At 69.1% G+C, this 25,633-nt stretch carries 21 protein-coding genes and 1 tRNA gene; 6 read left to right on the top strand and 16 right to left on the bottom strand.

The genetic code is table 11. The features are described 5' to 3' along the window. Positions 1-3: 3 nt before the first annotated feature. The 6 genes from OG246_RS35285 to OG246_RS35260 are packed head-to-tail and all read right to left on the bottom strand — an operon-like array spanning position 4 to position 5,866. Positions 4-1,203 (bottom strand): aspartate transaminase, encoded by a 1,200-nt coding sequence (locus tag OG246_RS35285; RefSeq protein ID WP_266472757.1) that lies wholly within the window; start codon positions 1,201-1,203, stop codon positions 4-6. Further along, the gene (locus OG246_RS35280; RefSeq protein ID WP_266472755.1) at positions 1,203-1,946 is read right to left on the bottom strand and encodes an SDR family oxidoreductase; all 744 of its coding nucleotides are present in this window, start codon (positions 1,944-1,946) and stop codon (positions 1,203-1,205) included. Before OG246_RS35280 ends, OG246_RS35285 begins: the two co-directional genes overlap by 1 nt. Positions 1,947-1,998: 52 nt before the next feature. Then, a complete protein-coding gene (locus tag OG246_RS35275; protein WP_266472754.1) occupies positions 1,999-3,312 on the bottom strand; it encodes an MFS transporter in 1,314 nt (437 codons plus the stop codon). Further along, positions 3,309-4,328 (bottom strand): biotin-dependent carboxyltransferase family protein, encoded by a 1,020-nt coding sequence (locus tag OG246_RS35270; protein WP_266472753.1) that lies wholly within the window; start codon positions 4,326-4,328, stop codon positions 3,309-3,311. Before OG246_RS35270 ends, OG246_RS35275 begins: the two co-directional genes overlap by 4 nt. Beyond that, a complete protein-coding gene (locus tag OG246_RS35265) occupies positions 4,321-5,094 on the bottom strand; it encodes an allophanate hydrolase subunit 1 (protein ID WP_266472752.1) in 774 nt (257 codons plus the stop codon). The genes OG246_RS35270 and OG246_RS35265 overlap by 8 nt, the downstream gene beginning before the upstream one ends. 1 nt (position 5,095) lies before the next feature. Next, complete coding sequence (locus tag OG246_RS35260) at positions 5,096-5,866, bottom strand: LamB/YcsF family protein (protein ID WP_266472751.1); 771 nt, start codon at positions 5,864-5,866, stop codon at positions 5,096-5,098. A gap of 290 nt (positions 5,867-6,156) precedes the next feature. On the opposite strand from OG246_RS35260, the gene nac reads away from it, so the two are divergent. Both nac and OG246_RS35250 read left to right on the top strand, forming a co-directional pair. Next, the gene (nac, locus tag OG246_RS35255) at positions 6,157-7,080 is read left to right on the top strand and encodes a nitrogen assimilation transcriptional regulator NAC (protein WP_266472750.1); all 924 of its coding nucleotides are present in this window, start codon (positions 6,157-6,159) and stop codon (positions 7,078-7,080) included. Between the two features lie 214 nt (positions 7,081-7,294). Beyond that, entirely contained in the window at positions 7,295-8,392 is a 1,098-nt protein-coding gene (locus OG246_RS35250; protein WP_266472749.1) for a PP2C family protein-serine/threonine phosphatase, read from the top strand. Positions 8,393-8,413: 21 nt separating this feature from the next. Here the strand turns inward: OG246_RS35250 and OG246_RS35245 are convergent, their stop codons facing one another. The 7 genes from OG246_RS35245 to OG246_RS35215 all read right to left on the bottom strand — a co-directional run bounded on the left by OG246_RS35245 (position 8,414) and on the right by OG246_RS35215 (position 19,298). Continuing rightward, complete coding sequence (locus OG246_RS35245; protein ID WP_266472748.1) at positions 8,414-8,950, bottom strand: NUDIX hydrolase family protein; 537 nt, start codon at positions 8,948-8,950, stop codon at positions 8,414-8,416. 96 nt (positions 8,951-9,046) lie between these two features. After that, positions 9,047-13,579, bottom strand: coding sequence for a discoidin domain-containing protein (locus tag OG246_RS35240; protein WP_266472746.1), 4,533 nt, complete (start codon positions 13,577-13,579; stop codon positions 9,047-9,049). A gap of 64 nt (positions 13,580-13,643) precedes the next feature. Continuing rightward, positions 13,644-14,570, bottom strand: a complete 927-nt coding sequence (locus OG246_RS35235) for a carbohydrate ABC transporter permease (protein WP_266472744.1) — start codon at positions 14,568-14,570, stop codon at positions 13,644-13,646. Further along, entirely contained in the window at positions 14,567-15,499 is a 933-nt protein-coding gene (locus tag OG246_RS35230) for a sugar ABC transporter permease (protein WP_323178360.1), read from the bottom strand. The genes OG246_RS35235 and OG246_RS35230 overlap by 4 nt, the downstream gene beginning before the upstream one ends. A gap of 4 nt (positions 15,500-15,503) precedes the next feature. Next, positions 15,504-16,835: an ABC transporter substrate-binding protein gene (locus OG246_RS35225; protein ID WP_266472742.1), complete on the bottom strand. Its 1,332-nt coding sequence runs from the start codon at positions 16,833-16,835 to the stop codon at positions 15,504-15,506. A gap of 304 nt (positions 16,836-17,139) precedes the next feature. Beyond that, complete coding sequence (locus tag OG246_RS35220; protein WP_266472740.1) at positions 17,140-18,204, bottom strand: LacI family DNA-binding transcriptional regulator; 1,065 nt, start codon at positions 18,202-18,204, stop codon at positions 17,140-17,142. Positions 18,205-18,746: 542 nt separating this feature from the next. Next, positions 18,747-19,298, bottom strand: coding sequence for a YceI family protein (locus tag OG246_RS35215; RefSeq protein WP_266472739.1), 552 nt, complete (start codon positions 19,296-19,298; stop codon positions 18,747-18,749). A gap of 218 nt (positions 19,299-19,516) precedes the next feature. Between OG246_RS35215 and OG246_RS35210 the strand changes: the two genes are divergently transcribed. From OG246_RS35210 to OG246_RS35200, 3 genes are all read left to right on the top strand, one after another. Beyond that, the gene (locus OG246_RS35210) at positions 19,517-20,083 is read left to right on the top strand and encodes a MarR family winged helix-turn-helix transcriptional regulator (RefSeq protein WP_266472738.1); all 567 of its coding nucleotides are present in this window, start codon (positions 19,517-19,519) and stop codon (positions 20,081-20,083) included. 209 nt (positions 20,084-20,292) lie between these two features. After that, positions 20,293-21,066, top strand: a complete 774-nt coding sequence (locus tag OG246_RS35205; RefSeq protein WP_266472737.1) for a sulfite exporter TauE/SafE family protein — start codon at positions 20,293-20,295, stop codon at positions 21,064-21,066. Between the two features lie 79 nt (positions 21,067-21,145). Further along, complete coding sequence (locus OG246_RS35200; RefSeq protein ID WP_266472736.1) at positions 21,146-21,892, top strand: cobalt-precorrin-6A reductase; 747 nt, start codon at positions 21,146-21,148, stop codon at positions 21,890-21,892. Positions 21,893-21,913: 21 nt separating this feature from the next. On the opposite strand, the gene OG246_RS35195 is transcribed toward OG246_RS35200, so the two are convergent. From OG246_RS35195 to OG246_RS35185, 3 genes are all read right to left on the bottom strand, one after another. Continuing rightward, the gene (locus OG246_RS35195) at positions 21,914-24,001 is read right to left on the bottom strand and encodes an MDR family MFS transporter (RefSeq protein ID WP_266474943.1); all 2,088 of its coding nucleotides are present in this window, start codon (positions 23,999-24,001) and stop codon (positions 21,914-21,916) included. An 80-nt stretch (positions 24,002-24,081) separates the two neighbouring features. Further along, positions 24,082-24,852, bottom strand: coding sequence for a precorrin-6A synthase (deacetylating) (gene cobF, locus OG246_RS35190; RefSeq protein ID WP_266472735.1), 771 nt, complete (start codon positions 24,850-24,852; stop codon positions 24,082-24,084). Positions 24,853-24,922: 70 nt separating this feature from the next. Continuing rightward, complete coding sequence (locus tag OG246_RS35185; protein ID WP_266472733.1) at positions 24,923-25,447, bottom strand: DUF309 domain-containing protein; 525 nt, start codon at positions 25,445-25,447, stop codon at positions 24,923-24,925. Between the two features lie 101 nt (positions 25,448-25,548). On the opposite strand from OG246_RS35185, the gene OG246_RS35180 reads away from it, so the two are divergent. Then, a tRNA-Pro gene (locus OG246_RS35180) sits at positions 25,549-25,622 on the top strand. Positions 25,623-25,633 lie beyond the last annotated feature (11 nt).

Raw genomic sequence — 25,633 nt, 5'->3', positions numbered from 1 at the left:
GATTCAGGTCAGGTCGGCGCAGGCGCGGGCGATGCGCTCGCACGCCTCGGTCAGCACGTCGCTCGACGTCGCGAAGGACACGCGGAAATATCCGGGTGAGCCGTAGGCCGCACCGTGGATCACCGCCACCTGCCCGGACTCAAGGAGGTAGCGGGCGAAGTCCTCATCGGTACGCAGCACTTCACCCGCGGGAGTCCGCCTGCCCAGCGCCCCGGCGCACCCGACGAACGCGTAGAAGCCGCCGCTGGGTGTGGAGCAGGAGAGCTCCGGGATGTCGGCCAGCATCTTCACGATCCTGTCGCGCCGGGCCTGGTACACGGCTACGCACTCGCGGACGAAGCTCTGGTCGCCGGTGAGCGCGGCGGTGGCGGCCGCCTGGCTGATGGACGAGGGGCAGGACGAGATCTGTGACTGCAACTTGTTGACGGCGCCGACGAGTTCGGCAGGACCCGCGCCGTAACCGAGGCGCCAGCCCGTCATGGCGTACGTCTTGGAGACACCGTTGGTGACGAACACCCGCTCGGCGAGGCGCGGTTCCACTCCGAGGAGCGTGGGGACGTGGCCCGGCTCGTACCAGATCTCGTCGTAGATCTCGTCGGTCAGGACCAGGACATGAGGGTGGCCCAGCAACACGTCGGCCAGGGACCGGAGTTCGTCCGCCGTGTACGCGGCGCCCGTCGGATTGCTCGGCGCGTTGAGCACGACCCAGCGCGTGGCGTCGGTGATCGCCGCCGCCAGGCGGTCCGGCGTCAGCTTGAACCCGTCCGCCTCCGGACACTCGACGACGACCGGTGTGCCGTCGTTGGCGAGGACCATGTCAGGGTACGACACCCAGTACGGCGCGGGGATGATGACCTCGTCGCCCGCGTCGAGCGTCGCCATCAGGGCCAGGAAGATGACCTGCTTCGCACCGCCGCCCACCGTGATCCGGTCCACCGGATAGCGCAGCCCGTGGCGCTCGTGCAGCTTGTCGGCGATGGCGGCGCGCAGCTCCGAAGTGCCGTTGACGGGCGTGTACTTGGTCTCGCCCCGTGCGATCGCCGCGACGGCGGCGGCCTTCACATGGTCGGGGGTGTCGAAGTCGGGCTCGCCGACGGTGAGATCGAGGATCTCGTGGCCCTGCGCCTTGAGCTCGCGGACGCGTTGCGCGGCGGCGGTGCTGGGGGAGGGCTTGATGCGGTGGACCCGCTCGGCCAGGGCCATCAGCCGGTCCTCCGCTCGAAGTTGAGGCCACCGGGCACCTGGAAGGTCGGCATGATCTCCAGATGGCCGATGTTCACATGGCGCGGTGAGCCGACCGCATACTCGATGGCGTCGGCGATGTCCTCCGGCTTCAGCGACTCGTACCCGTCGTAGTACGTACGCTGCGCCTCCTCCATGTCGCCGAGGAGCCGGCCGAAGATCTCCGTCTCCACCCGGCCGGGGCAGATCTCGGTGACCCGGATACGGCGGCCGTAGCCGTCGACGCGGAGCTGCCGGGAGAGCGTGTGCACGGCCGCCTTGGTGGCGTGGTAGATCGTGTTGCCGCCGAAGTTGTAGACCGCGGCGATCGAGCTGATGTTGACGATGTGCCCGAGGTCGCGTTCGACCATCCCCGGCATGACCAGGCGTACGAGGTGCAGCACGGCCTGGATGTTGACCGCGACCTGCTCGTCGATGGCGAACTCGTCGGCGGTGAGGATGTTCCCGGAGCGGGAGACGCCGGCGTTGTTGACGAGGACGTCCACCTCGATGCCGCTCAGGAGTTCCGTGAGCGCGGCGGTGTCGGTGATGTCGACGGCGTGCGGGGTGCATCCGGTGCGTCGGGCGAGGTCGTCGAGCCGGTTCGCGTTGCGTGCGACGGCGTGAACTTCCAGGCCCTGCTTGGCAAGGCGCTCGACGACGGTCGCTCCGATGCCGGTCGAGGCGCCTGTCACCAGCGCGGTCCTGTAGTCGGAGAAAGGCATGGTGGGGTGCTCCTGGGGGAGAGGTGGGTGCGGGTGCCGTGGTGCCGGGCGCTTATGCGTCGCGCAGCGGCAGGTGTGCCCTGTCCTTCACCCGGGACACGGCGAGGAGCGTGCCGAGAGCGGTGAGGACGGCGTAGAAGGCGGGCATGTTGACGTTGCCGGTGCGGTCGATGAGGTACGTCATCAGCAGCGGGGCGGTGCCGCCGAAGAGGGCGGCGGAGACGTTGTAGCCCAGGCCGTAGGCGGAGTAGCGGACCCGGGTCGGGAAGAGCTCGACGAGCAGGATGTGGATGACGCCCGTGTGACCGGCGAAGATGACCGCCATCAGACAGGCCCCGAGGATGGCGAGCGGCACACTGCCCGTGCCGATCAGCAGGTAACAGGGGACTCCGGCGACGGCCATCGCGATCGCGGCGCCCGCCAGGACCTTCTTGCGGCCGATCCGGTCGGACAGCGAGCCCATGTACGGGATCGCGAGACAGATGGCGACGAGGCTGGTCGCGGTGACGAGCAGGCCCTGCACCTTGCTGAAGTCCAGCTCGGTGCTCATGAAGGTGGGCATGTAGCCGAACAGCACGTAGTAGCCGGAGCCGTTCATCAGCGGGATGAACAGGGCGAGCAGCATCGCGCGGCGGTGCTCGGCGGACGAGAAGGCCTCCTTCAGCGGGTTCTTCGACAGTCCGCCCTCCTCCTGCAGCCGCATGAAGTTGGGGGTGTCGCTGATCCGCTTGCGGATGTAGATGCCGGTGATGCCCAGGGGTATCGCCAGCAGGAACGGGATCCGCCAGCCCCACGACTCCATGCGCTCCGTGCCGAGGCCGCTGGTCATCGCGGCGGCGATCAGCGTTCCGGTGAGCAGGGAGAGGAAGGAGGCGATCTGCGCGTAGCTGGTGTAGCGGCCGCGCTTGCCCTCGGGGGCGTGCTCGGCGAGGAAGCTCATCGCGCCGGACGCCTCGCCGCCGACGGAGAAGCCCTGGAGTACGCGCAGCAGGATGAGGAGCGCGGGGGCGGCGATGCCGATGCTCGCGTACGTCGGCAGCAGGCCGATCGCGGCTGTCGCGACGCTGATCAGCATGATGACGAAGACCAGCATGCGCTGGCGCCCGATGCGGTCGCCGAGGTGGCCGCAGATCACCCCGCCGAGCGGCCGGAAGAAGAAGGAGACGGCGTAGCCGAGGAAGACGAGCTGGACGGCGTTTTCCGAGCCGGGGAAGAAGACGGCGGCGAGGGTGCCCGCCATGAAGCCGAAGATGCCGTTGTCGTAGAGCTCGGCGAAGATACCGACGCAGCCGGCGAGGGTGACTTTGCGCGCTGTTGTGGGGTCGACCGTGTTGGGCACTGGCTGAGCGGCGGCCAGGGTACTCATGACTGACTCCTTTGCTGGACGAGGTGGCTGAACTGCGGGACGGGGACGGGGATGTGGAGGGCGTCGAACACCCTGCGGACGCGGGTGCGGAGGGCGTTGATGCTGTGGCGCTGGGCGCGGTAGGCGCCCACGGCTTCGGTGACCGTCCGGCGCCGGAAGCGGACGGTCTGGCCGGGCCGGGCCTGCCCCAGCGCGGAAAGGCCTGTCGAGGTGACTACCGCGAGCACGGGGTAGCCGGCGGTGACACCGCGCCCGCGGTGCAGAACGAGCAGCTCGTCGCCCGCGGGCACCTCGACCGCTCCCACGGGCACGCCACGGGAGAGCACCTCGCCGCTTGTCACCCGGCGCGGCACGTCGCCGCTCATCCGCAGCCCGATGTGGTTGCTCTGCGGGGTCACGGTGAACCGCGAGTCGAAGAGCCGCCCGGCGGTGGCGCCGAACTCGGCCAGTTCCGGGCCGTCGGTGACATCGACCGTGCACGCCTCGCCGAACCGCGGTACGGGGGCGTGCAGTTGGAAGAGCGGGATGCGGAACACCGGGTGATCGAGGGGCGGGCAGGGGATGCGCACGGCGATCTCGTCGCCGTCGCGCAACTGCCGGCCGAAGCCCAGGATGGTGTCCGGGGCGCAACTGCCCAGCAGTGACGGCGCGTTCACTGAGCCGTACACCGCGAGGTAGACACGTACGCCCCGCCGGATCCCGGTGATCCGGATGGTCTCGCCGGACCGGACGATCGTGGGCTCCCACTGCGGGCGTCGTACGTCGTCGACGGTGAAGTCGGCGGGAGCCCCGGTCACCGCGATGAGCACATCGGCCGAGGGCGTGCAGCTGAAGTCGAGCGCGGTGATCTCCAGCAGCGGCGCCGTCTCGGCGTTGCCGGTCAGGACGTTGGCGACGCGGGCGGAGTACTGGTCGAGGGCGCCGTTGACCGGAAGTCCGAACCGGGAACGGCCCGGGCGGCCGAGATCCTGGACGGCTGTGAGACCGGCGCGGTGGATGGTGAGGGTGTCAGCCATGGGTGCCCCCCGTGGGCACCGGGGCCAGGCCGTCAGGCGCCAGGGCCAGGCCGTCGTACTCGTCCCACGTCGCAGCCGCCAGCGCGAGGCCGTCGTACTCGTCCCATCGCTCGGGAGTGATCGGCACGAACCGGAAGGTGTCACCGGGCCGGTAGGGGGTCAGCGGCTCGGAGTCGAGGTCCAGGACGCGGAGCGGGGTGCGGCCGAGGAGCGGCCAGCCGCCCGGGGATCGCATGGGGCAGATCACTGCCTGTCGGCCGGCGACGGCGACCGAGCCGGGCGGCACGCTGGTACGAGGTGAGGCCAGCCGGGGGACCGGCCTCGGGAAGGCGGGGCCGTCCGTCATCGGCGCCCCCGCCGGCGCCCCCAGGCAGCGGACGGTCAGATCCGTGCCCGCGTGCAGCCGGACGACGTCCTGCTCGGTGAGCCCCAACTGCTCGGCCACCACGGGGAGATCGGGCCCGTACTCGCCCCCGTACACCACCGGAACCACGAACCGCCGGGCCGGGAGCCGTCGTATCGGACTCTCCGCGAGCCGGCCGATCTCGTGCGTCAACGCGTCGCGGACCGTGTCGTGGTCGGTGTCCGTGCAGTCGAACTCGACGAGCAGCGAGTCGTACGTCGGCACGATCCCGTACACCCCGTCGAGGCGGGCCGCTTCGATCGCGTCGGCCAGCGTGTGCACGGTCTCCCAGGCGTTCGCGCCCTCGGCCTTGACCACGACGGCCGAGTCTCCGCAGTCCGCGATCAGGATTTGCCCGCCCATGTCAGGCACCCCTGCCGTTCAGCGGGGCGATGGTTACGCCCGCCGCGAGGAGTTCCTTGCGTATGAGGTGGGCGAGGGAGATGGCCCCGGGGGTGTCGCCGTGCAGGAGGACGGTGTCGCACGCGACCGGGATGTCACGGCCGCCGACCCCGCGGATCACCCCCTCGGTGACCATCCGTACGGTGCGCTCGGCGATCTCGTGCTCGTCGTGGATGACCGCGCCCGGCTCGCTCCTGGGCACCAGCGTGCCGTCGTCCCGGTAGGCCCGGTCGGCGATCCCGACGATGCCGACCCGCAGACCACGGGCGCGGGCGGCGTCGGCGAGGGCACCGTCCTGCGCCAGCACGGTCAGCGCGGGATCAAGCGAGGCCACCGCTTCGGCCACCGCGTCCGCGTAGTCGGCGCGGGTCGCGACCAGGTTGCCGAGGCGGCCGTGCGGTGCCACATGCCCTACGCGGGTTCCGTGCGCGGCGGCGAACGCCTGGAGCGCGCCCACCTGATAGAGGACGTCGGTGCGGACCTCGTCAGGGGACAGGTCCATCGCGCGGCGGCCGAAGCCGACCAGGTCGGGGAAGCTGGGGTGGGCGCCGACCGCGACCCCGCGCTCCACGCACCGGCGGACGGTGGCGTCCATGATCCGGGGGTCGCCCGCGTGGAAGCCGCAGGCGATGTTGGCCGAGGTGAGGACATCGAGGAGCGCCTCGTCGTCGCCCATCGTGTAGGCGCCGAACCCCTCACCGAGGTCGGCCACGAGATCGACCCTGAGTGCCATGTCGTCCTCCGGAAACAGGAATGTGCCCAATTACGTGTTTTCACGCGTCGTCGCGCCTCTTCGCGCGGGCTCCCGGAAAAGAATTCGTAACGCGATTAACTCGGGCGTTACATTTTCTTCGGACGTTGGACGCCGTCCGGGAATTAAGCGTTTCGGTGACCGTAATACCGGGGTGTTGGCGCATCAAATACGCGTTGGGTGTGACGTGATAGGCCCCCGGTATGACACCGGGCCGGGCGCCCGGCCCGTACGATGAGCCCCTTCTCAGGCTGCTGGGCTGGAGGCCGCCGATGGACACAAGGCGTCTGTACTCGTTCGTGAAGATCGTCGACGCCGGGAGCATCACGCGCGCCGCCGACATCCTGCACATCGCGCAGCCCGCGCTGAGCCAGCAGGTCTCCACGCTGGAGACCCAGTTCAAACAGCAGCTGCTGATCCGCAGCAAGCGCGGTGTCGCACCGACCGAGGCGGGCCGCGCCCTCTACCGGCACGCCCAGCTGATCCTTCGCCAGCTCGAACTCGCCCAGGCCGCGGTCGACGTGTCCGGCCGCGCCCCCGCCGGAAGCGTCTCCGTCGGCCTCGCCCCGTACAGCACAGGCGCCGCGCTTGCCCTGCCCCTGCTGCGTGCCGTGCGCGAGCGCTACCCCGACATCGTGCTGCACATCAACGAGAACTTCGGCGGCGTGATCAGCGAGGCCATCATGACCGGCCGCATGGACATGGCGTTCATCTACGGCGCCGGGCCCCTGCGTGGCGTCCAGTTCGAGCCCATGCGCACCGAGGACCTCTACCTGATAGGCGCGCCCGGCACCGCCGCGTCCGCTCTCCCGGGCGATGACGTCACCATCGCGGAACTCGCCGACGTGGGCCTGCTCCTGCCCAGCCGCATCCACACCATCCGCCAGGTCGTCGACGCAGCCTTCCGGCACGCCTCACTCGAACCGAGGGTCGTCGGCGAGATCGAGTCCGTCCTCACCCTCACCAGTGCCATCGGCGCCGGCCTCGGCGCGACGGTGCTGCCCTGGTCGGCGGCCCAAGCCATCCTCGACGTACGGAAGTTGGTCGTACGCCGGATCACCGACCCCGCCATCGAGGTCAAGCTCTCCCTGTGCACATCCGACCACCAGCCCCTGTCGGAACCCGCCCTCGCGGTGCACGACCTCTTTCACGAACTGATCCGCGACTTCGACGGGGACGAGGTCCGGCGGAAATAAACGTGGCGGGACATTTCCGCCGCCGATGACGTCATGCGGAATGGATATGGGACAGCTCCCCGTATCGGCCAAGGGTTTTTTCGGGAATTGGTCCCGCCGGTCCGAATCCCGGGGATTTCCACACGCCTGCGGATGCGCGGTCAAGGGCGGAGGGCCGATCGCCCCGCCGCCGGTCCGGGATGCGGAACTCCCATCGCCCGGACAAGGTGGGCATGTGGACCGGCATCGAGGCGCCTGGGCGATCCTCCCCTGGGGCATCCTCGTGCTGGCCGTCGTGGGAGACCTGGCCACGCCGACGGACGTGACCACGGCTCCGCTCACCGTTGCCGCGCCGGTCGCCGCCGCGACGGTGCTGAGCCTGCCGGGCATCGTGGCGGTGGGAGTCACGGCCATGGTCGTGCACGCGTTCCTCGCGGCCATCGATCACACGTTCGGCTGGCATCACGGACTGGCGAACCAGCTCACCCTCGCGGGGGTCACCGTGCTCGCCGTCGGCATCAACCGCATGCTCGCGCGCCGGGAGGACGGCCTGCGTCGCGTACGCCGGATCTCCGCCGTCGTACAGCAGGCGGTACTGCCCACTCCGCCGCCCCGCATCGGTGACCTGCGGATCGCGGCCCGGTACGAGCCTGCCGAGGAGGAAGGGCTGATCGGAGGCGACCTGTACGCCGTACGGCACTCGGCCTTCGGGACGCGGGTCCTCATCGGTGACGTACGGGGCAAGGGCCTGGACGCGGTGCGCGCGGCGTGCGCCGACGTCTGGGCCTTCCGGTACGCCGCGGACCATGCCCGCGATCTGCCGGAACTGCTGGGCATGCTGGAGGCCGCGCTGCTGCGTGAAGCGGAGGTGCGCGGCGGTCTGGAAGAGGAGGAGGGATTCACCACGGCACTCGTCGTCGAGTTCGACCCCGACGGGGAAACGGTGCGCGTGATCAACCGCGGTCACCCCGCGCCGCTGCTGCTCTCCGTGGACGCCACGGTCCTCGCCCTGCCCCCGGCGGAAGAAGCCCCGCCGCTGGGCATGACCGCCCTCGGCGTCTGGGAGTCGCCGGTGGACTCCTTCCGCCTCCCCGCGGGAGCGACCCTGCTGTGCTTCACCGACGGTCTCACCGAGGCCCGCGACCGGCACGGGCGCTTCTACGACCCGGTCACCCGGCTGCCCCACCTGTTCCCGCACGGTTTCACGGGCCGCCACCACGGCGGGATCGCCGAGCGGCTGCTGCATGTGCTCGCCGCGGACGTACGCCGGCACTGCGGCGGCCGCCCGCAGGACGACCAGGCGTTGCTCGCGGTGCACAGAGCGGCGCCCTGAGCACAGGCTGCACGCCGTCGTTCAGGACAGGCAGCCCACGTGCGCGAGGGCCTGCTTGAGGAGGACACCCTGTCCGCCCTGCATCTCGTTCTGGACCACGGGCGACGAGGCCTCCTGCGGGCTGAACCAGACCAGGTCGAGAGCGTCCTGCCGGGGGCGGCAGTCGCCGGCCACCGGGACGATGTAGGCGAGGGACACCGCGTGCTGGCGGGGGTCGTGGAAGGGCGTGGTCCCCAGCGTCGGGAAGTACTCGGCGACGGTGAAGGGCTGCGGGGAGGCCGGGATCCGGGGCAGCGCCACCGGGCCCAGGTCCTTCTCCAGGTGGCGCATGAGCGCGTCCCGGACCCGCTCGTGGTGCAGTACCCGGCCGGAGACGAGGGCACGGCTGACCGTCCCCTCCGACCCGATACGGAGCAGCAGTCCGATGCTGGTCACTTCGCCGTTGTCGTCGACGCGCACCGGCACGGCCTCGACGTAAAGGATCGGCATGCGTGCGCGCGCCAGCTCGAGGTCGTCGGGACTCAGCCAGCCGGGCGTGGTTTCGGTCGTGTCAGCCATTCGTTGATCGTACTTTCCATGACTGCCCCTTGGCGCGCGCCGCTCCAGGTCAGACCCTCCAAGTAGACCGTGACCCGCACCACTTCCCGGCCCGGCTCACGCCTCGTCGGGCAGGTAGTACCAGAACTCGATTTCGGACAGATTGACCCGGCCGTCGTGGTTGTCGTACACACGGATCCTCCGGTGCGAGGCCTGCTCGGCGAGCTTCACCTCGTACCACTGATCCGCGCTCACGCCACTGATGGTGTGCAGATCCGTCCAGGTGGCGCCGTCGTCGGAGCCGCGGAAAACCGTGCCGTTGGCCCGGGAGAGATGGGTACCGCGCGGGCGGATGCGGATCTTGTCGATGGTGACGGGCCCGGCGTCGCCCGCGTCGATGTCGATCCAGCTCTCGGCGGCGAGCGTGTCGGGGCAGGTGGCGAGGTCGCCGTCGAAGGCCCGCCAGCCGTTGGCGGCCTTGGTGCCGGTGCCGGGCCACTGGACGGTGGACGCCTCCACCATCGCCGCCGTGATCCCGAACTTCACCAGCAGCGTGTCCTTCGACATCAGCAGGTCGTACGCGGCGTACACCTCGTCGATCAGCGCCTCCTGGTCCGCGCCCGGCTCCGCGGCCGCCTTCCCGATTCGGCCGAGTTCGGCGGTGAAGGCCGCGTAGCTCTTCTTCGTCCAGTCCGCCGCGTCGGTCTTCCCCGCACGGGCGAGAAGCTGGGCGAGGGTCTCGGCGACGGCGATCGTCGCGTCCTCGCTGACCCTGCTCCCGCCGTCGGCGAGGGAGGCGGCGACCTTGAACCAGCGCCTGCCGTGGCGCAGTTCCTGCTCCGTCCAGCGCCGGTCGCGCGTGTCGATGCTGACCGTGTCCCAACCCGCCGGGTTCTTCAGGGGGTTGGTGGCGGCCGTGTCCGCGTCCGACGTCCGGTAGAGGGTGAAACCGGTCGCGTCCTCGGGCTTGTTCCAGGCGATGACGGCCTGGTCCGCCTCGCGCCCGGCCACGTACGGCAGCAGCGCGCCGGATGCCGTGTCCCGCACCCGGACCGTGGCGAGCACCGCGTCGCCGGAGGCGGCGACGCCCGCGTGCACGGCGTGCGGGAAGGGCGTGAGCATAGACCCGGTGTACGTCCATGAAGTGCCGTCGGGCGAGGCGAAGGCGAGGATCTGGTGGGTCTCGTAGTCCCGGATCAGCCGCAGCCAGGGGTAGTTGGAGGCGGTGAAGCCGGAGATCCCCGCGTCGCGCGGGGAGCGCACCTGGTCCTGCCAGTCGTGGCGGCTGTCGCGGTCGCGGTTGGCGAGGACCAGCTTTCCTTCGGAATCGGCGCCGAAGTAGACGTACCGCGTGTCGGCGTCGAGCTTGTCGCGCAGCATCAGCCCGGTCAGCGGGCCCTGGTGGTCGTCGATGCGGGCGGTGACCGTGCCGGTGCCGGCGAGTACGCGGCTGACGAAGAGGAGGGAGTCCTCGATGTCGCGGGTGGCGACCATGTAGTCGTCGCCCTTGCCCAGCCCCTCGCCTTCGCCGCCCGCGATCGTGATACGCGCCCCGCTGACCGACGTCCTGCCGCTCCGCTGCGAACCGAGCCGGTCGTCCCGCCACCCGGAGCCGGTCAGGCCCCGCGACACAGGTCCGGACAGCTCGGCCTCGGCACGCCAGGACGCCCAGCCGCTGCCCGCCTCGTTCACGGCGGTGACCGTGTAGAAGTACCGGCGCCCCTGCTTGACCTTCCCATCGCGCCAGTACAGGCCCCTGACCCCCTCGGCGACGGTCTCGTACGCACCGTCCTCCCGCGTGGCCCGCCTGACGGTGTACGAGGTGGCGCCCGCGGTCGTGGTCCAGGTGACCCCGATGTACGCCTCGCCGGGCAGCGCCGCCGCGTACCGCACGACGGACGGCAGCAGCACCTCGCTCGCGCCCTCGGACAGCTTGAGAACCACGGCGGTGAACGGCGGGACCGTCACCTTTCCGCCGCTGACCGGCAGCCGCTTCCCGGAGACCAGGTCGAGGACGGTGGAGCCGGAATGGCCCCGGGGGACGGCGAGTTGGTGGGTCTGCTTGTTGCCGTACGCCTTGCGTGTGGTGTTGATCCCGAAGAGGTAGGGGCCGTAGCGGGCGGTGAGGAAGTCGGTGTAGCCGGAGTACGGGGTGTCCGCCTCGAAGTTCTCGCGGCGGACCGTGCCGACCCCCGGCTGGTACGCGATCGGGCAGATCTCCCCGGCCAGCGCCTGCGGGGCCCAGTTGTCGCCGGTGTTGATGTCCTCCATGAAGTCGGCGTCGATGTTGTCGGTGCGCGCCCAGTAGTCGCGGTACTGGAACTGGCCGTTGGTGCGCAGCTGCACCACGTGCTCGTACGTCGGGGTGATCACGTGGAGTTTGCCGCTGCCGGCCACCCCGCGGTTCTGGGCGAAGAGCGAGCCGAAGGCACGCAGGTCCCCGTCGCGCATCGAGACGAACATGTTGTCGACGTCGACCCAGGCGAACTGCTCGTAGTCGGCCTGGTCCACACCGAGTTCGGAGATCTCCGCGTCGGTGTAGGAGGCGAAGTTCGTCTGCGGCAGGACCTTTCCGGTCGGGCCGCGCTCGGCCAGGTAGGCCCAGGTCTCCGCCAGGCGCAGGTCCGCCTTGTTGTTGCTGGTGGTGAGGTTGAACTGGTTGAAGTACTGGTGGTCGACCAGCTGTTGCTGGGCGAAGCCGACGGCCTCGGCCGCGTACTCCCAGTAGACGTCCCAGCCGGGGCCCGTGTACCGCTCGGCGTTGGCCTTCATGTGCGCCTCGACGGCGGCGAGGTAGAGCGACTGCCCGGCGTTGATGCGGGTGGAGTAGGCGGGGATGCCGGGGACGTACACGTTGCGCTCGTCGATGAAGCCCTCGGTGCGCATCAGGCGGTGCTCGTTGTTGTCGTCGGCCGCCGGGTAGCGGGTGTGGCCGCGGGCGTGCGAGTTGCGCAGGGTGAGCTTGAGGATGTCGTCGCCCAGGTCCTCGTCGCCCGCGTGACCGAAGGTCTTGAAGTAGTACTCGCCGAGGAAGCGGGAGGCCTCCTCGCCGTAATTGCCTACGTAGGTGTTCTCGCGGGTGAGACCGGCGGCGGTGATGCCGGTGTAGTGCCGGCCATAGGGCAGCCGCCGTACGACCTCGCCGTTAGCGTCGAGCTTGCTCCTGGCCAGGCCCTTGCCCACGACCTGGACGAAGTCGTCGGTGAAGCGCGCCGTGGTGTCGTGGTAGAAGAGCGAGTGGAACAGGTCCAGATCCTCGCCGTCCGGGCCGACCAGGACCTCCTCGCCGAGCCATGGCACCGTGCCGAGCGTCTCCCCGAGGATCGCGTGGCTGCGCTTCCTGCCCTCGTAGTACTCCGAGCCGATGACACGCAGGCCCTCATGGGCCTCCCAGGCGCCCTCGTAGGTGAACAGGACCTGGTTGTAGATGTACGAGAGCCGCGCGCGGGCGAAGTCGAAGTTGGCCTTGAGACAGCGGCCCCAGGCGGCCCGGCGGGTCAGGGTCCCGCCGTCGAAGTCGACGTCCTTCAGGGAGGTTTCGCCCTCCGGGGTGCCGGTGGTGAACTCCTCGTCCAGCAGGGCCGTGAAGGCCTCGGCGCCGTAGATGTCCGCGTCGGAGATGACGTTCTCCACGATGTACAGGGCCTCACCCAGCGCCCCGTAATAACCGCCCCAGTCGCCCTGGTGGCCGCCGCGCAGCAGCAGCCTGGTGTTGCCGTAGTAGTCCTTGACGTGGTTGTCGATGGACTTGAAGAGGCGCAGCAGGGCCTTCTTCTTCTCCTCGGCCGTCCTGGCCGGGCACCAGTCGGTCGTCAGGACATTCGCGTAGAAGCGCAGTTCGTCGACGTAGCGGACGATCGAGAGCTTGGCGGAGTCCGAACTGTCCATCGTGGCGGAGTGGTTGTCGAAGAGGGTGACCTGGGAGGCCCGGAAGCCGTCGATCATCGCCTGCTTGGCCAAGTCGCTGATGTCGTCGGGGGTGTTGGCCGGCGGGGTGTAGCTGGGTAGGTCCTCGCTGGAGACGTCCAGTTGGGCGGCGGTGTGGGTGTAGACGCTGTAGTAGCCGCGGGACTTCTGGGTGGCCTTGCCGGTGTAACTGCCCTCGTAGGCGCGGAAGGTGATCTCCACCTGGTCCCGGCCGGTGGTCATCTCCAGCGGCAGCATCACGGTGGAGTAGTAGAAGCGCTCCGGGACGGGCTTGGCCAGGCCGAGCGCGACCGGCCCGTAGTCGAAGGTCCGGCGGTAGCCGATCTGCTCGCCGTTGAGGTAGGCCAGGGTGTTGTACGAGCCGGGGTCCGAGCCCCAGAGCTTCACGGTGAGGTAGTTCTGCGCCTGCGGGTCGGTCTTCATGGTGAACCGCAGCTCGCCCAGTCTCACGCCGATCGGGTCGAGCGGTACGGCGACCCTGGCCCTGACCTTGTTGCCGCCCGTGACGACTTCGCTGCCGTCGCTGGTGAAACCGTGGCCGGCCTCGGAGTCCTCGTCGCCGAGGACGAGTCTGTCGAGCAGTCCGGCCTGTCTGGTCTGCGCCGACTCGGCGGCGTGGGCGGCGGGCGCCTGCTGCCAGAGCCAACCGCTCGCGGTGACGGCGCCGGTTCCGGCACCTGCGATCTGGACGAAGTGACGACGGCTGAGACCTGGCTTGGGCATGACGAGGAGCCCTTTCGAGCAGGGTGAATGGATGCGAGCGGATGGGGGGTTGGCCGGGCCGGGGCTACTTCAAGCTGCCGAGCGTGACGCCGGAGCGCCAGTAGCGCTGCATGGAGATCAGCAGGATCACCATCGGGATCAGGGAGACGATCGAGCCGACGACGACCATGCCGGTGAGGTCGTACGAGCTGTCGGTCTTCACCTTCAGCCAGGAGTACAGACCGAGCATGACCGTCCACTTCTCGCTGCTGCGCAGGAAGACCAGCGGTCCGAAGAAGGAGTTCCAGGAGCCGACGAAGCCGAGCAGGAAGATCGTCGCGGCTCCGGTGGACATCAGCCGGGCACCGATCCGGAAGAAGATGCGGTACTCACCGGCGCCGTCGATACGGGCCGCCTCCAGGAGTTCGGGCGGGATGGCGCCTTCCGCGTACACCTTGGCGAGATAGACGGAGAAGGCGTTGAAGAAGCTCGGCACGATGATCGCCGACGGGGTGTCGATCAGGTTCAGGTCGGTGTAGAGCAGGAACGACGGGATGGTGAGCAGGGCCCCCGGCACCAGGAACGAGCCGATGATGCAGCCCATCAGGAAGCCCTTGCCCCGGAACTCGTACATCGCGAGGCCGTACCCGCAGGCCACGCAGATCAGCGTCATGCCCGCGGTGCCGACGAAGCCGTAGAACAGGGTGTTCCACATCCACCTCAGGAAGATCCCGTCCTGATAGGTGAAGAGCTGCCGGAGGTTCTCGCCGACGTTCATGTCGGTGAACCACAGGCCGTTGGTGGTGTACAGGTCGCCGCGGCTCTTGGTCGCGGACACGATCAGCCACCAGACCGGGAGGAGCGAGTACAGAGAGAAGAGCACCAGGCCGCTGATGACCAGGGTCTTGGTGCGAGTCGTCTGGCGGACCCGGCCCGGTTCCGTGCGTCGGCTCGCTCGCGGGGGCCTGCTGCCGGCGGCAGGACCGGTCTTCCTGTCCATGGTTACGGTCATGAGGTGGGCGCCTTGTTCGTGAGCCGGTAGAAGATGGCGGAGGCTGTGCCGACCACGACGGCCAGGATGATCGACAGGGCTGCCGCGTAGTTGAACTCGCCCTGCGCGAAGGCCCAGTCGTAGATCGCCATGATCGGGGTGAAGTCCCGGGTGACGGTCTCCGGTGTCATCGACCGGAACAGCATCGGGTCGCTGAAGATCTGCAGGGTGCCGATGATGCTGAGCACCGTGGTGAGCACCAGGGAGCGGCGGACCAGCGGCACCTTGATGGACCAGGCGATACGCCATTCCGAGGCGCCGTCGATGCGCGCGCTGTCGTAGATCTCGGGCGGTACGGCGCGCAGGGCGGCGTACACGATCAGCATGTTGAAGCCGATGCTGCTCCAGGCCATGAGGTTGCCGATGGAGATCCAGATCAGCGAGCCGCTGTAGAAGTCGGCGTCGATCCCGAACAGGGCGAAGAACGGGGTGAGCGGACCGACGTCCGGGCTGTAGAGGTAGATCCAGATCAGGGTGGCGACGATGCCCGGGACCATGAACGGGACGAGGAGCGGGAGCCGGAAGCGGTCGGCGAGGCGCTGCGAGGCCGCGTCGAGCAGCAGTGCCAGGCCGACACTCGCCACCTGGATCAGCGGGATGCAGATCGCCGCGAAGACGGCGACCCGGCCCATGCCGCCCCAGAACTTGGCGTCGGCGAGGCCTTCGGCGAAGTTGTCGAAGCCGACGAACTCGACGGTCTTCTCACCGAAGCCGAGACCTGAGCTCTTCGCTCTGTACAGGCTCTCCTTGAGGGCCATGAACAGAGGGGTCACGGTGAAGAGCGCGAACCCGAGGAAGAAGGGGAGGGTGAAGGAGGCGCCCTTGAGCGCCATGACCCTCTTCCAGCGGAGGTGCGGGGCGCGGGGCGGCTGCTTGGCGGCGGTGGACACGTGATCAGCCTTCGACGTTGATGTTCTTCGACTTCAGGTCGTCGACGGTGAACTCCTGCATGTGCTCAAGGGCTTCACGCATGGTGATCTTCTTGGCGGCGACCTTGGCCCACTGGTCCTGGAGTTCGGCGAAGACACCGGTGTAGTTCGGCCCGACCACCCAGGTGTCCTGACCGCCCTCGACGGCCTTCTGGATCACGCCCTTGGCCTCCGACTTGCGCGGGCCGAAGAGCTTGTCGGGCACCGCCGAGTCGATCCACGGCGACGGGTCGGCAATGGTGCTCGGCCATGGGTACGACTTGGTCTTGGGGTCGTAAGAGGCGTCGATCGCGTCCTTGCTGGTCGACTTCCAGATCCCGGCCTCCACCGCTTCCTTCAGGTGCGCGCAGCCCTTGGGGACGAACTCGGGCCTGCCGTGCGCCATCGTCGTGAACCGTGTCGCGTCGGAGAACTGCGGCAGATCGACCGGCTGCCAGTCGCCCAGCGACTTCTTGTAGTCGATTTCGTAGGCGCCCAGCTGCCAGACCTGGGTCATCAGGGAGACCATCTTGCCCGAGTCGAAGTAGTTGATCAGCGCGGGCTTGTCCATGTACGTCTGGTTCGCCACCAGGTTGTTGTCGACCAGCCGCTGGATGACGTCGGCGGCCTTCAGCGACTCGGGGGACAGGAAGTCGACGTGCCAGCTGTCGCCGTTGATCTTGTACCAGGTGCCGCCGGCCTGCTGGACCAGACCGACCAGGGTGGACGGGTCCTCTCCGGCCATGTTCATGATGTAGACGCCGTGCTTCTTCAGCTCCTTGCCGGCGGCGATGACCTCGTCCCAGGTCTTGGGGACCGCGACGCCGTACTTGTCGTAGACCGCCTTGTTCACGATCATGAACGACGGCTCGGCGCCGCTGGGTATGCCGTAGTACTTCCCGTTCACCTGGGCCGACGCGAGCGCCGACTCGTTGAAGACCCCCTTCTCGACGTACGGCTCGATGTACTCCGTGACGTCCGCGGCCAGCCCTTCGGCGGCGACGCTGGGCGCCTCGGCGTCCCAGTTCTGCACCAGGCACGGCACACCCTTGCCGGCCGCGACGGCATTGCGCAGGTTGGCGGCCGCGCTGGTGTTGTCGGCCTGCTTCACGAACTTCAGCTTGATGCCGGCGTGGGTCGCGTTGAACTTCTTGACGATGGGGTCGACGACCCTGTTCTCCCGCCAGCTCCACATCTCGATGGTGACCGGCCCCTTGTCCTCGGCGTCCGCGTCGTCACCGCCGCTGCCGCAGCCGGCCAGGACGACGGAGAGCGCCACTGCGGTCGCAGCGGCCACTCTGCCCTGCTTGCGGTTCATGAGGGTCCTCCTCGGATTTTGGGCATGGCGTGGCGATCCGCTTCCCGGCCCCGCCTGAGCGACGGATAGAAATCGGTCTCTACGGAAGCTAGGGCCGTGCCACTCGTCGGACAAGACGTCGTACGCGGAAATCTTCTGTTCGCAGTGAATGCCCCCTGTATGCACGGCATTTCGAACAGGCGACATCGGGGACCGGCGCTCCGTCGGCTAGGAACCGTTTTCTAGAAAGGGGCGGGTGAACAGCGGAAAGGGGTGCCTCCCACGCGCTCGCGCGGGAGGCACCCCGGGTGGGATGTACGTGCGGTCAGCGGACGGGCCGCCGAGTCGATTCCCGTATGACGACATGCGTACCGAGCACCTGGTGCTGCCGTTCCGGGAACTCCTCGCGGTGCAGCGCCAACCGGACGGCGGTGCGGCCGAGTTCCTCGGAGGGCACGTGGACCGTGGTCAGAGTCGGACACACGTCGATGGCGGTCGGGATGTCGTCGTAGCCCGCCAGCGCGATGTCGTCCGGCACTCGCACGCCGGCCTCGCGCAGCGCCTGGAGGGCACCCGCGGCGACCATGTCGGTGCCCGCGAAGACCGCGCTGAACTCCATGCCGGACGCGAGGAGTTCACGCATTCCCCGGTAGCCGAAGCTACGGGTGAAGATGCCGTCCACGATCAGCTTCGGGTCGAGTTCGAGGCCGAGCATCTCGTGCGCCCGGGTGAAGCCGCTGATGCGCTGGCTGCTGGTGGACAGACCCGGCACCCGCCCCAGATAGGCGACCCGCCGGTGGCCCGAGCTCAGCAGATGGGTCGTCATGGCGAAGGCGCCGCCCTCGTTGTCGTAGTCCACGACGGTGGCGGGCACGCCCGGGCCGAGCGGTGGCCGGCCGATGAGAACGAGTCGTGAGCCCGCCCGGTCCAGCGCGTGCGCGAAGTGCGTCATGCGGTCGTGGTAGGCCTTGTCGTCCCACGCGCCGCCCACCACGATCACGGCGTCGGCGCGCTGTTCGCGCATCGTCTCGACGACGGCGAGGACGCGCTGCGGATCGCCGTGCGTGGTGCACAGCATGCAGAGCCTGCTCTCGGCGGACGCCTGCTCCTCCACGCCCCGGGCGATATAGGCGTAGAACGGCCCGGTGACATCGTCGACGACGAACGCCACGGTCTTGTTGGTCGAGCCGCCAAGGGCCCGGGCGTGTGCGTTGACCACATAGTCGAGCTCGCGCATGGCCTTGAGGACCCTGGCGCGGGTGGCCTTGGCCACCGGGTAGGTGCCACCGAGCACACGGGAGACCGTGGACGCCGACACTCCCGCCCGCGCGGCGACATCCCTGACCGTCGAGGCATCGCCGTGGGGTGAGGCCGCCGCGTTCTTGTCCACCGTTTTACTTCCCTCCACCCCGTGCACCTGCGTAGACGCTCACCTTAACGGCGTGCCACCTGCGGGAGTACGGCCGAGACGGCTCCGGCAGGGCGACCCGCGGCCTTGTTGCGGCCGGGGTCATGCGGCGCGTTCCAGTTCCATGTGGTCGACCTGGTGGGTGATAGCAACCGTTCTCTACGGTAGGTGCCGCTCGACGAGAGGGTCAATGGCCGGGTACGTCAAATGGGGCCTGTGGTCAGGTAGTTTCGCAGCGCGAGGGGCTGGATTTGCTGATCGTCCTACAGTGACCGGTTTCTATTTCGGTCCGGTGAGCGACTCCAAGCCGCCGTCGTGGAGGAGAGTGATGGGTACCGCACGGATCCCCGCCCTGCCCCGTCCTCCCATGACGGAGGCCCCGGCGGCGATCTTCTGAAGGGGTGACAGAAGATCGCCGCCGGGGCCTGGTTTCCGCGCCCTCACCCCGTCCCCACGGGTCGGGTGCGGTCCGGGGCCTCCACACTCCGCTCTCGGTGGTGTCCCCGGGGTTTGGGTGGGCCGCGTCAGGCGGACCGACGGGTGAAGCGCGCGGCTATCGTGACGAACGTCAGGGGTTTGAGCATGTTGGCCTGGTTCCAGGTCATGCCGAACTCCTTGCGGTCCACCTGGACTTCAGCGGTGAGGGTGACCGCGTCCGCCGAGACCTCGGAGGCCTCCGCGGTGAAGGAGAGCGCGTGGCTCACGCCGAGCACGGTCAGCTCGCCGGTGACCTGGGCGGTGCCGTTGCCGGCCGGGGTGACACCGGTGGCGGTGAAGACGATCGAGGGGTGCTTGTCGACGTCGAAGAGGTCCGCGGAGCGCAGGTGCTTGTCGCGCTTGGCGTTCTTGGTGTCCAGGGAAGCGGCGTCGATCGTGATACTGCCGTGCGCACCGCCCCCGGCGAGTACCTCGCCCTCGCCGCTCACCTTGGTGAACACGCCCTTGACATTGACGAGGCCCCAGATCGTCCTGTGCTGGATGCGGACCGACGTACCGGCCGCATCGAGTGTCCAGCGGCCCGGGCCGACGTCCGTGAGCGAACCGGAGGAGCGGGAGTTCGAGGTGGTGTTGGACATGATCGGTCGTGCCTTTCGTGAGCGTTTCTGGGGGGAGTCGACGGTGATCCGTGGGAGATCGGCGGCGGTCCGTGCGCCGGAACGCATGCTGCTGAGCGAGCCAGCCGCTTGAAGAATCAATATATTGCCAGCTATTAGGTAGTTAGCGAGATAATAGCTCGCCGGGGTATTCTCGACAAGAGGGTCAGGATGTGGGACCGGGCGACGGGAGCCAGTACATGGGGGAGTCCCAGCAGACAGCGGGGCGGATCGAGTGGGCTGCCGCGGCCGAGTGCCCCAGTGCGGCCGCGGCCGCGGACGGGTGCCCCAGTGCCGAGGAGGCTGAGCTGCTCCAGCGCTGGAACTCTCTGGCGACCGGATTCCGGGAGCTCACGGACCAGCTCCTCGGCGATGCGCAGCGCGAGGTCGGACTGCCGCCGTCATTGCTCGAAGTGCTCTGCTTCCTGGCCACCGCTCCGGAGCAGGCGGCCCCGATGCGGCTGCTCGCCCAGACACTGGGTTTCTCCACCGCGGGCACGACGGGAGTGGTCGACCGGCTGGCCGAAGCCGGGCTCGTCGAACGCCGGCCGTCGAGCTCGGACCGCAGGGTGACGTACGCCGCGCTGACGCCGCAGGGCCGCGAGACCGCCACGGCCACGGCCAGGGTGTTCGCGGACTCGGTGCGCCGCCGCGTCGTGGAACCGCTGGGGGAGGAGGGCTTCGCGTCGTTCGCGGGCGCCTTCGCCACGTTGGGACTTGTGGGCGGCGATTCGTGCCCCGGGGGTGCGGCGGCGGGGAAGTCCTGACGCCGGAAGTCACGGCGTACGGTTCTGCGCATCGGCGGCGGGCTGCGGCCGGCCGGCGCGTTTTTTGCCTGAGGCGTGTACGCGTGTGGCCCGCGAAGAGCCGATGAGGGTGGCGCCGCATCCATCTGCGGTCCGACGGTGCCCCAGGGGCCAATGGGCGAGACGGTCCTTACGCGCGCGAGATGCATGGGCATAGCATCGGTTCCCGCATGAACACGATGACGCTCTGGCACATATCCGTCTGGGAGTTCGCCGCTCTCGCCGCCGCGGCTCTGCTCGTCGGCTTCTCGAAGACTGCAGTCAGCGGGGCCAACACGGTCAGCCTGGCGATCTTCGCCGCCGTGCTGCCCGCCCGCGCCTCGACGGGGGTGCTGCTGCCCATCCTCATCGTCGGGGACGTGCTCGCGGTGCTCACCTACCGGCGCCACGCCCACTGGCCCACGCTGTGGCGGCTGTTCCCGGCGGTCGCCGTGGGAGTCGTCTTCGGCACGCTGTTCCTGGTGTGGGCCGACGACGGTGTGGTGCGGACCTCGATCGGCGCGATCCTCCTGCTGATGGCGGCGGTCACGCTGTGGCGCAGACGGACCGCCGACAAGGACGAGGAACCCGACTCCGTGGCGACACGCAGGGGACGGATCCAGGCCCGCTCCTACGGCGTGCTCGGCGGCTTCACCACGATGGTCGCCAACGCCGGCGGCCCGGTGATGTCCATGTACCTGCTGTCGGCGGGCTTCAGGAAGCTCGGTTTCCTCGGCACGTCCGCCTTCTTCTTCCTGATCGTCAATGTGTCGAAGGTGCCGTTCAGCGTCGGCCTCGGCCTGATCGACGGGAACTCACTGCTGCTGGACGCGGCACTGGCCGCCTTCGTCCTGCCGGGTGCGGTCCTCGGCAAATGGGCTGTGAACCGGATCAACCAGCGGCTCTTCGAACAGCTGGTGATCGCGGCGACGGTGGTGGGCGGAGTGCAGCTGCTGCTGCGCTGACCCGCTTAGGCCCGTCGCACACACTGCCTGCCGGACCCGCCCCGCGAACCCCCTCCCCAACCTCCGTACGCTCGACGCCATGTCCCCCCACGTCCTGATCCTCGGCGGCACCACCGAGGCGCGAGAACTCGCCGCCCGGCTGGCTGCCTGTCCGGGTGTGCGGGTGACCACGTCGCTGGCGGGGCGCGTGTCCCGGCCGGGTTCGCTCGAAGGGGACGTACGGATCGGCGGATTCGGCGGGGCGGACGGGCTGGCGCGATGGCTGCGCGAGCACCGCGTGGACGCCGTGGTGGACGCGACGCACCCGTTCGCGGCGGGCATCACGGCGAACGCCGCGCTCGCGGCGGCCGCGACGGAAGTTCCGGCCGTGGTGCTGCGCCGCCCCGGCTGGCGTCCGGGCCCCGGTGACCTGTGGCATTCGACGGCGTCCCTCGCCGAAGCCGCCGCGCTGCTCCCGGAGTTGGGCCGCCGCGTCTTCCTCACCACGGGCCGCCTGGGACTCGCGGCCTTCGCGGAGCTGCCCGGACTCCACTTTCTCGTACGGTCGGTGGAGGCGCCCGAGCCGCCGCTGCCCAGGGATGTCGAGGTGCTGCTTGCGCGCGGTCCGTTCACGGTGGACGGCGAGAGGACGCTGCTGCGCGAGCACCGCATCGACGTCCTGGTGACCAAGGACAGCGGGGGAGCGGCGACGGCGGCGAAGCTCACGGCCGCACGGGACCTCGGGCTGCCCGTGGTCGTCGTACGCCGCCCGCCTCTCCCGGAGGGCGTGAACCCGGTCCCGGACGTCGCGTCGGCTCTGGCCCGGCTGGACCTCGGCCCGCTCTGACGGGCGTGCGTGCCTGACCCGTCAGCTCGACGTACTGGAGGCCTGCTCCGGATTCCGGCTGGCCGGCAGGCCGGTCGTCAGGTCCTCGACCAGAAGACGCTTGGCGATGGAGTCGACGGCGACGCGCAGGTCGTCGCCGGACGGGCGGCCGATGTCCTGCTCCACGCGCTCGGCGAGCCAGGAACCCCACGCATTGCCGATGACCTGCGCCTCCCGCTCGCCCGCCGCGGTGTGCGAGAAGAGTGAGCCGTGACGGGTGAGGTAGCCCTCCTGGACCATGCGGTCGAAGACCGGGACCAGGACCTCCGGGGGCATTCGGCGCCGGGCGGAGATCAGCTCGAGACTGGCATGGCCGACCATCCGGGTGAACAGCTCCACCTGCATCACGGCCCACGCCCCGGCGATGTCGAGGCGGGTGTCGGACTCCGCGATGATGCGGCGCGCGGTCTCCAGCCGAGTAGTGCCGATGATCTTTCCCACCGAGGCTTCCAGGACCCGCCGCGAATCGGCGCTGGACGGGGACGCGAAGCCCTCGCCCATGTCGGTCGAGCCCATCCGCGCACTGTCGCGCAGCTGCACCTGCTTGAGGAACAGGGCCACGATGAAGCCGAGGACCGCGACCGGGACCGTCCAGAGGAAGACGGCCTGGAGTGTGTCGGCGTACGCCCTGACGATGGGCTCGGCCGCGGCCGACGGCAGTTTGTGCAGCCCTTCCGGGCTCTGCGAGGCCTGGGCGATCACGGCCGGATCCGCCGCACCGGTCCGGGTGGCCTCGCCGACCCCGTCGGCGAGGTTCGTCTTCAGCATGTTGGTGTAGATCGTGCCGAAGACGGCTGTGCCGAACGAACTGCCCAGCGTACGGAAGAAGGTGACGCCGGAGGTCGCCGTGCCGAGGTCGGAGTAGGCCACGGTGTTCTGCACGGCGATCGTCAGCACCTGCATGCACAGGCCGATCCCGGTGCCGAGCACGAACATGTACAGCGATGCCAGCCAGGCGCTGGTGTCCGGTCCCATCAGGGAGAGCAGATAGAGGCCGACGCCCATCACCAGGGAGCCGACGATCGGGAAGATCCGGTACTGCCCGGTCTTGCTGACCACATTGCCGCTGAACACCGAGGCGATGAGCAGGCCGATGACCATGGGCAGCGTGCGGATACCGGAGACCGTGGCCGAGTCGCCGTCGACGTACTGCAGATACGTCGGCAGGAACGTCAGCGCGCCGAGCATCGCGAAGCCCACGATGAAACTGAGGATCGAGCACACCGTGAAGACGGGGTTGGCGAACAGGCGCATCGGCAGCGTCGGCTGGGCCGCGCGTGTCTCGACCCAGCAGAACAGGCCGAGCGCGATCACACCGCCCACGAACAGGCCGATGATCATGCCCGAACCCCAGGCGTACTCGTTGCCGCCCCAACTCGTAGCCAGGATCAGGGCGCTGGCGCCGATCGCGACGAAGGCGATGCCCAGATAGTCGATGACGGGGCGGATCGCCGTCTTCACGACGGGGATGGTGCGGGCCGCGGCGATGACCACGACGATTGCGATGGGCACGTTGACGTAGAAGGCCCAGCGCCAGGTCAGGTGGTCCGTGAACAGACCGCCGAGCAGAGGCCCGATGACGGTGGCCACACCGAAGACGGCACCGATCGCGCCCTGGTACTTGCCACGCTCCCGAAGCGGAATGACATCCGCGATCAGGGCCATGGCGGTGACCATCAGGCCGCCGGCGCCGATGCCCTGGACTGCTCGCCAGAGGATCAGCATCGTCATGTTCGGCGAGAGGCCGCACAGGAACGAACCGGTGATGAAGATGATCGCCGAGGCCTGGAAGACCACCTTGCGGCCGAACAGATCACCGAACTTGCCGACCAGCACCGTGGCGACGGTCTCCGCCAGCAGGTACGCCGTGACCACCCACGACATGTGCGCGGCGCCGCCGAGATCCGACACGATCGTCGGCAGGGCGGTGCCCACGATCGTCTGGTCCAGGGCTGCGAGGAGCATGCCCAGCATGATCGTCACGAAGACGACATTGCGCCGCCGCTTGTCCAGCACCGGCGGCGCGGACGCCTCTGCGGCGGGCGGCACGGATTCCTCGGTGGTCGTCACATTCGTCACTTTCACACCGGAGGACGCCATGTGCATGCGGGACGACCCGCCCGGCGTACGGCCCCCGCCCGTCGAGCGCGCTAGCCCTTCGGACGCCTGCGCAGCAGGTACGTGTCCATGATCCATCCCTTGCGCTCCCGGGCCTCGGCGCGCAGGCGCTCGATACGGGGGGCGGCCTCGGCTATCGGGCCGGAGGCGAGGATTTCGTCGGGGGTGCCTATGTAGGCGCCCCAGTAGATGTCGATGTCCTCGTCGGCGTACTGCCGGAAGGTCTGATGGGCGTCGAGCATGACGACCACGTCGTCGACGCCGTCGGGGAAGCCCTCCGCGAGGCGGCGGCCCGTGGTGATCTGGACGGGCCGGGCGACCCGGTTCAGCCCCGTGCGGTGCCTGGCGACGAGCGCCGACACACTGCTGATCCCGGGAACGACGTCGTACGTGAACGCCACCGCACCCCGCTCCAGGATCTCCTCCAGAATCCCGAGCGTGCTGTCGTACAGCGAGGGATCGCCCCACACCAGGAACGCGCCGCTCTCCTCCTCGCCCAGCTCCTCGGAGATCAGCCGCTCGTAGATGTCGGCACGGGCGCTGCGCCAGTCCCCGACCGCCGGCGAGTACGCCGAACCCCCGGCGGCCCGGTCGCGGTCCGGGTCACGTGCCTCGACCAGCCGGTACGCCCCCTCGGGTATGTGCGCGTCGAGGATGTCACGGCGCAGCTGGACGAGGTCGGCCTTCACCTCGCCCTTGTCCAGGATGAAGAACACGTCCGTGTCCCTCAGCGCCTTGACCGCCTGAAGCGTGAGCTGGTCGGGGTCACCCGACCCAATCCCGATGACATGAATCTTTCGCACACCGAGAGTCTGCCGCACGCCACTGACAGTGGGTCCACCGCATCCGGGGTGCCCCGAGGCGACGGCCGCGTCAGGCTCCGCGTCCCAGCAGCCGCGGCGCCCATGTCTCCGCGCTGATCGCCGTACCGTCCCGCTCCACGACTCCCGCCAACTCCCTTGCCCAGGCTGCCAGTTCCCCGAGCTCCATCCCGTACGGGTGTGCCCGGCCGGTCACCGAAGACCACTCCTCCACCGCCCCGGCACCGCGCCGCAGCAGCCGGGCGCCACCCGTCGTATTGCCCCTGGCCGCGTGTGTGAGCCCCACTGCGAGCTGGGCCAGGCCCCGCCACAGCGCGCGCTCCTCTTCCGGGCCCGCCTTCCAGGCGTCCTCGAAGACCTCGTGCGCGTGGAACGGTTTCCCGCCGTCCAGCAGGGCCTGCGCCTCGGCGACGGTCGCCTCGGGACTGCGTACGAGACCCTCCGGCTGCCGCTCCACACCGTCCGCGCCATACGGCAGCGGCCGCCCCAGCCCGTCACGCGGCCGGGCATTCCGCGCCCGCCCGTCCGGGTCCCGGTCCCGCCCGTCGCCCTGCTCAACCTCAGATGTCCCGCTCATGAGCCGATTGTCGCGCGCCCCGAGCCCCTCACGGAGCAGCCCCCGGCGTGGGGTAAAGTTCTGTTCGCACGATCTCGCGGGATATCGCGGGTGAAACGCACCGGGACGTGGCGCAGCTTGGTAGCGCACTTGACTGGGGGTCAAGGGGTCGCAGGTTCAAATCCTGTCGTCCCGACGGTGTGAAGG

Source organism: Streptomyces sp. NBC_00620, from assembly GCF_026341825.1.
GTDB lineage: Bacteria > Actinomycetota > Actinomycetes > Streptomycetales > Streptomycetaceae > Streptomyces.
This window is presented reverse-complemented; position numbering and strand designations above follow the sequence as displayed.

Excerpts from the sequence above, each read along its gene's own strand:
- OG246_RS35210 (WP_266472738.1), top strand. The coding sequence starts at position 19,517 with ATGGGGGAGTCCCAGCAGACAGCGGGGCGGATCGAGTGGGCTGCCGCG.
- OG246_RS35265 (WP_266472752.1), bottom strand. The coding sequence starts at position 5,094 with ATGGGCGGGCAAATCCTGATCGCGGACTGCGGAGACTCGGCCGTCGTG.
- OG246_RS35235 (WP_266472744.1), bottom strand. The coding sequence starts at position 14,570 with ATGACCGTAACCATGGACAGGAAGACCGGTCCTGCCGCCGGCAGCAGG.
- OG246_RS35225 (WP_266472742.1), bottom strand. The coding sequence starts at position 16,835 with ATGAACCGCAAGCAGGGCAGAGTGGCCGCTGCGACCGCAGTGGCGCTC.
- OG246_RS35200 (WP_266472736.1), top strand. The coding sequence starts at position 21,146 with ATGTCCCCCCACGTCCTGATCCTCGGCGGCACCACCGAGGCGCGAGAA.
- OG246_RS35260 (WP_266472751.1), bottom strand. The coding sequence starts at position 5,866 with ATGGCACTCAGGGTCGATCTCGTGGCCGACCTCGGTGAGGGGTTCGGC.
- OG246_RS35280 (WP_266472755.1), bottom strand. The coding sequence starts at position 1,946 with ATGCCTTTCTCCGACTACAGGACCGCGCTGGTGACAGGCGCCTCGACC.
- OG246_RS35215 (WP_266472739.1), bottom strand. The coding sequence starts at position 19,298 with ATGTCCAACACCACCTCGAACTCCCGCTCCTCCGGTTCGCTCACGGAC.
- OG246_RS35205 (WP_266472737.1), top strand. The coding sequence starts at position 20,293 with ATGAACACGATGACGCTCTGGCACATATCCGTCTGGGAGTTCGCCGCT.
- OG246_RS35270 (WP_266472753.1), bottom strand. The coding sequence starts at position 4,328 with ATGGCTGACACCCTCACCATCCACCGCGCCGGTCTCACAGCCGTCCAG.
- OG246_RS35275 (WP_266472754.1), bottom strand. The coding sequence starts at position 3,312 with ATGAGTACCCTGGCCGCCGCTCAGCCAGTGCCCAACACGGTCGACCCC.
- OG246_RS35240 (WP_266472746.1), bottom strand. The coding sequence starts at position 13,579 with ATGCCCAAGCCAGGTCTCAGCCGTCGTCACTTCGTCCAGATCGCAGGT.
- nac (WP_266472750.1), top strand. The coding sequence starts at position 6,157 with ATGGACACAAGGCGTCTGTACTCGTTCGTGAAGATCGTCGACGCCGGG.
- OG246_RS35245 (WP_266472748.1), bottom strand. The coding sequence starts at position 8,950 with ATGGCTGACACGACCGAAACCACGCCCGGCTGGCTGAGTCCCGACGAC.
- OG246_RS35185 (WP_266472733.1), bottom strand. The coding sequence starts at position 25,447 with ATGAGCGGGACATCTGAGGTTGAGCAGGGCGACGGGCGGGACCGGGAC.
- OG246_RS35285 (WP_266472757.1), bottom strand. The coding sequence starts at position 1,203 with ATGGCCCTGGCCGAGCGGGTCCACCGCATCAAGCCCTCCCCCAGCACC.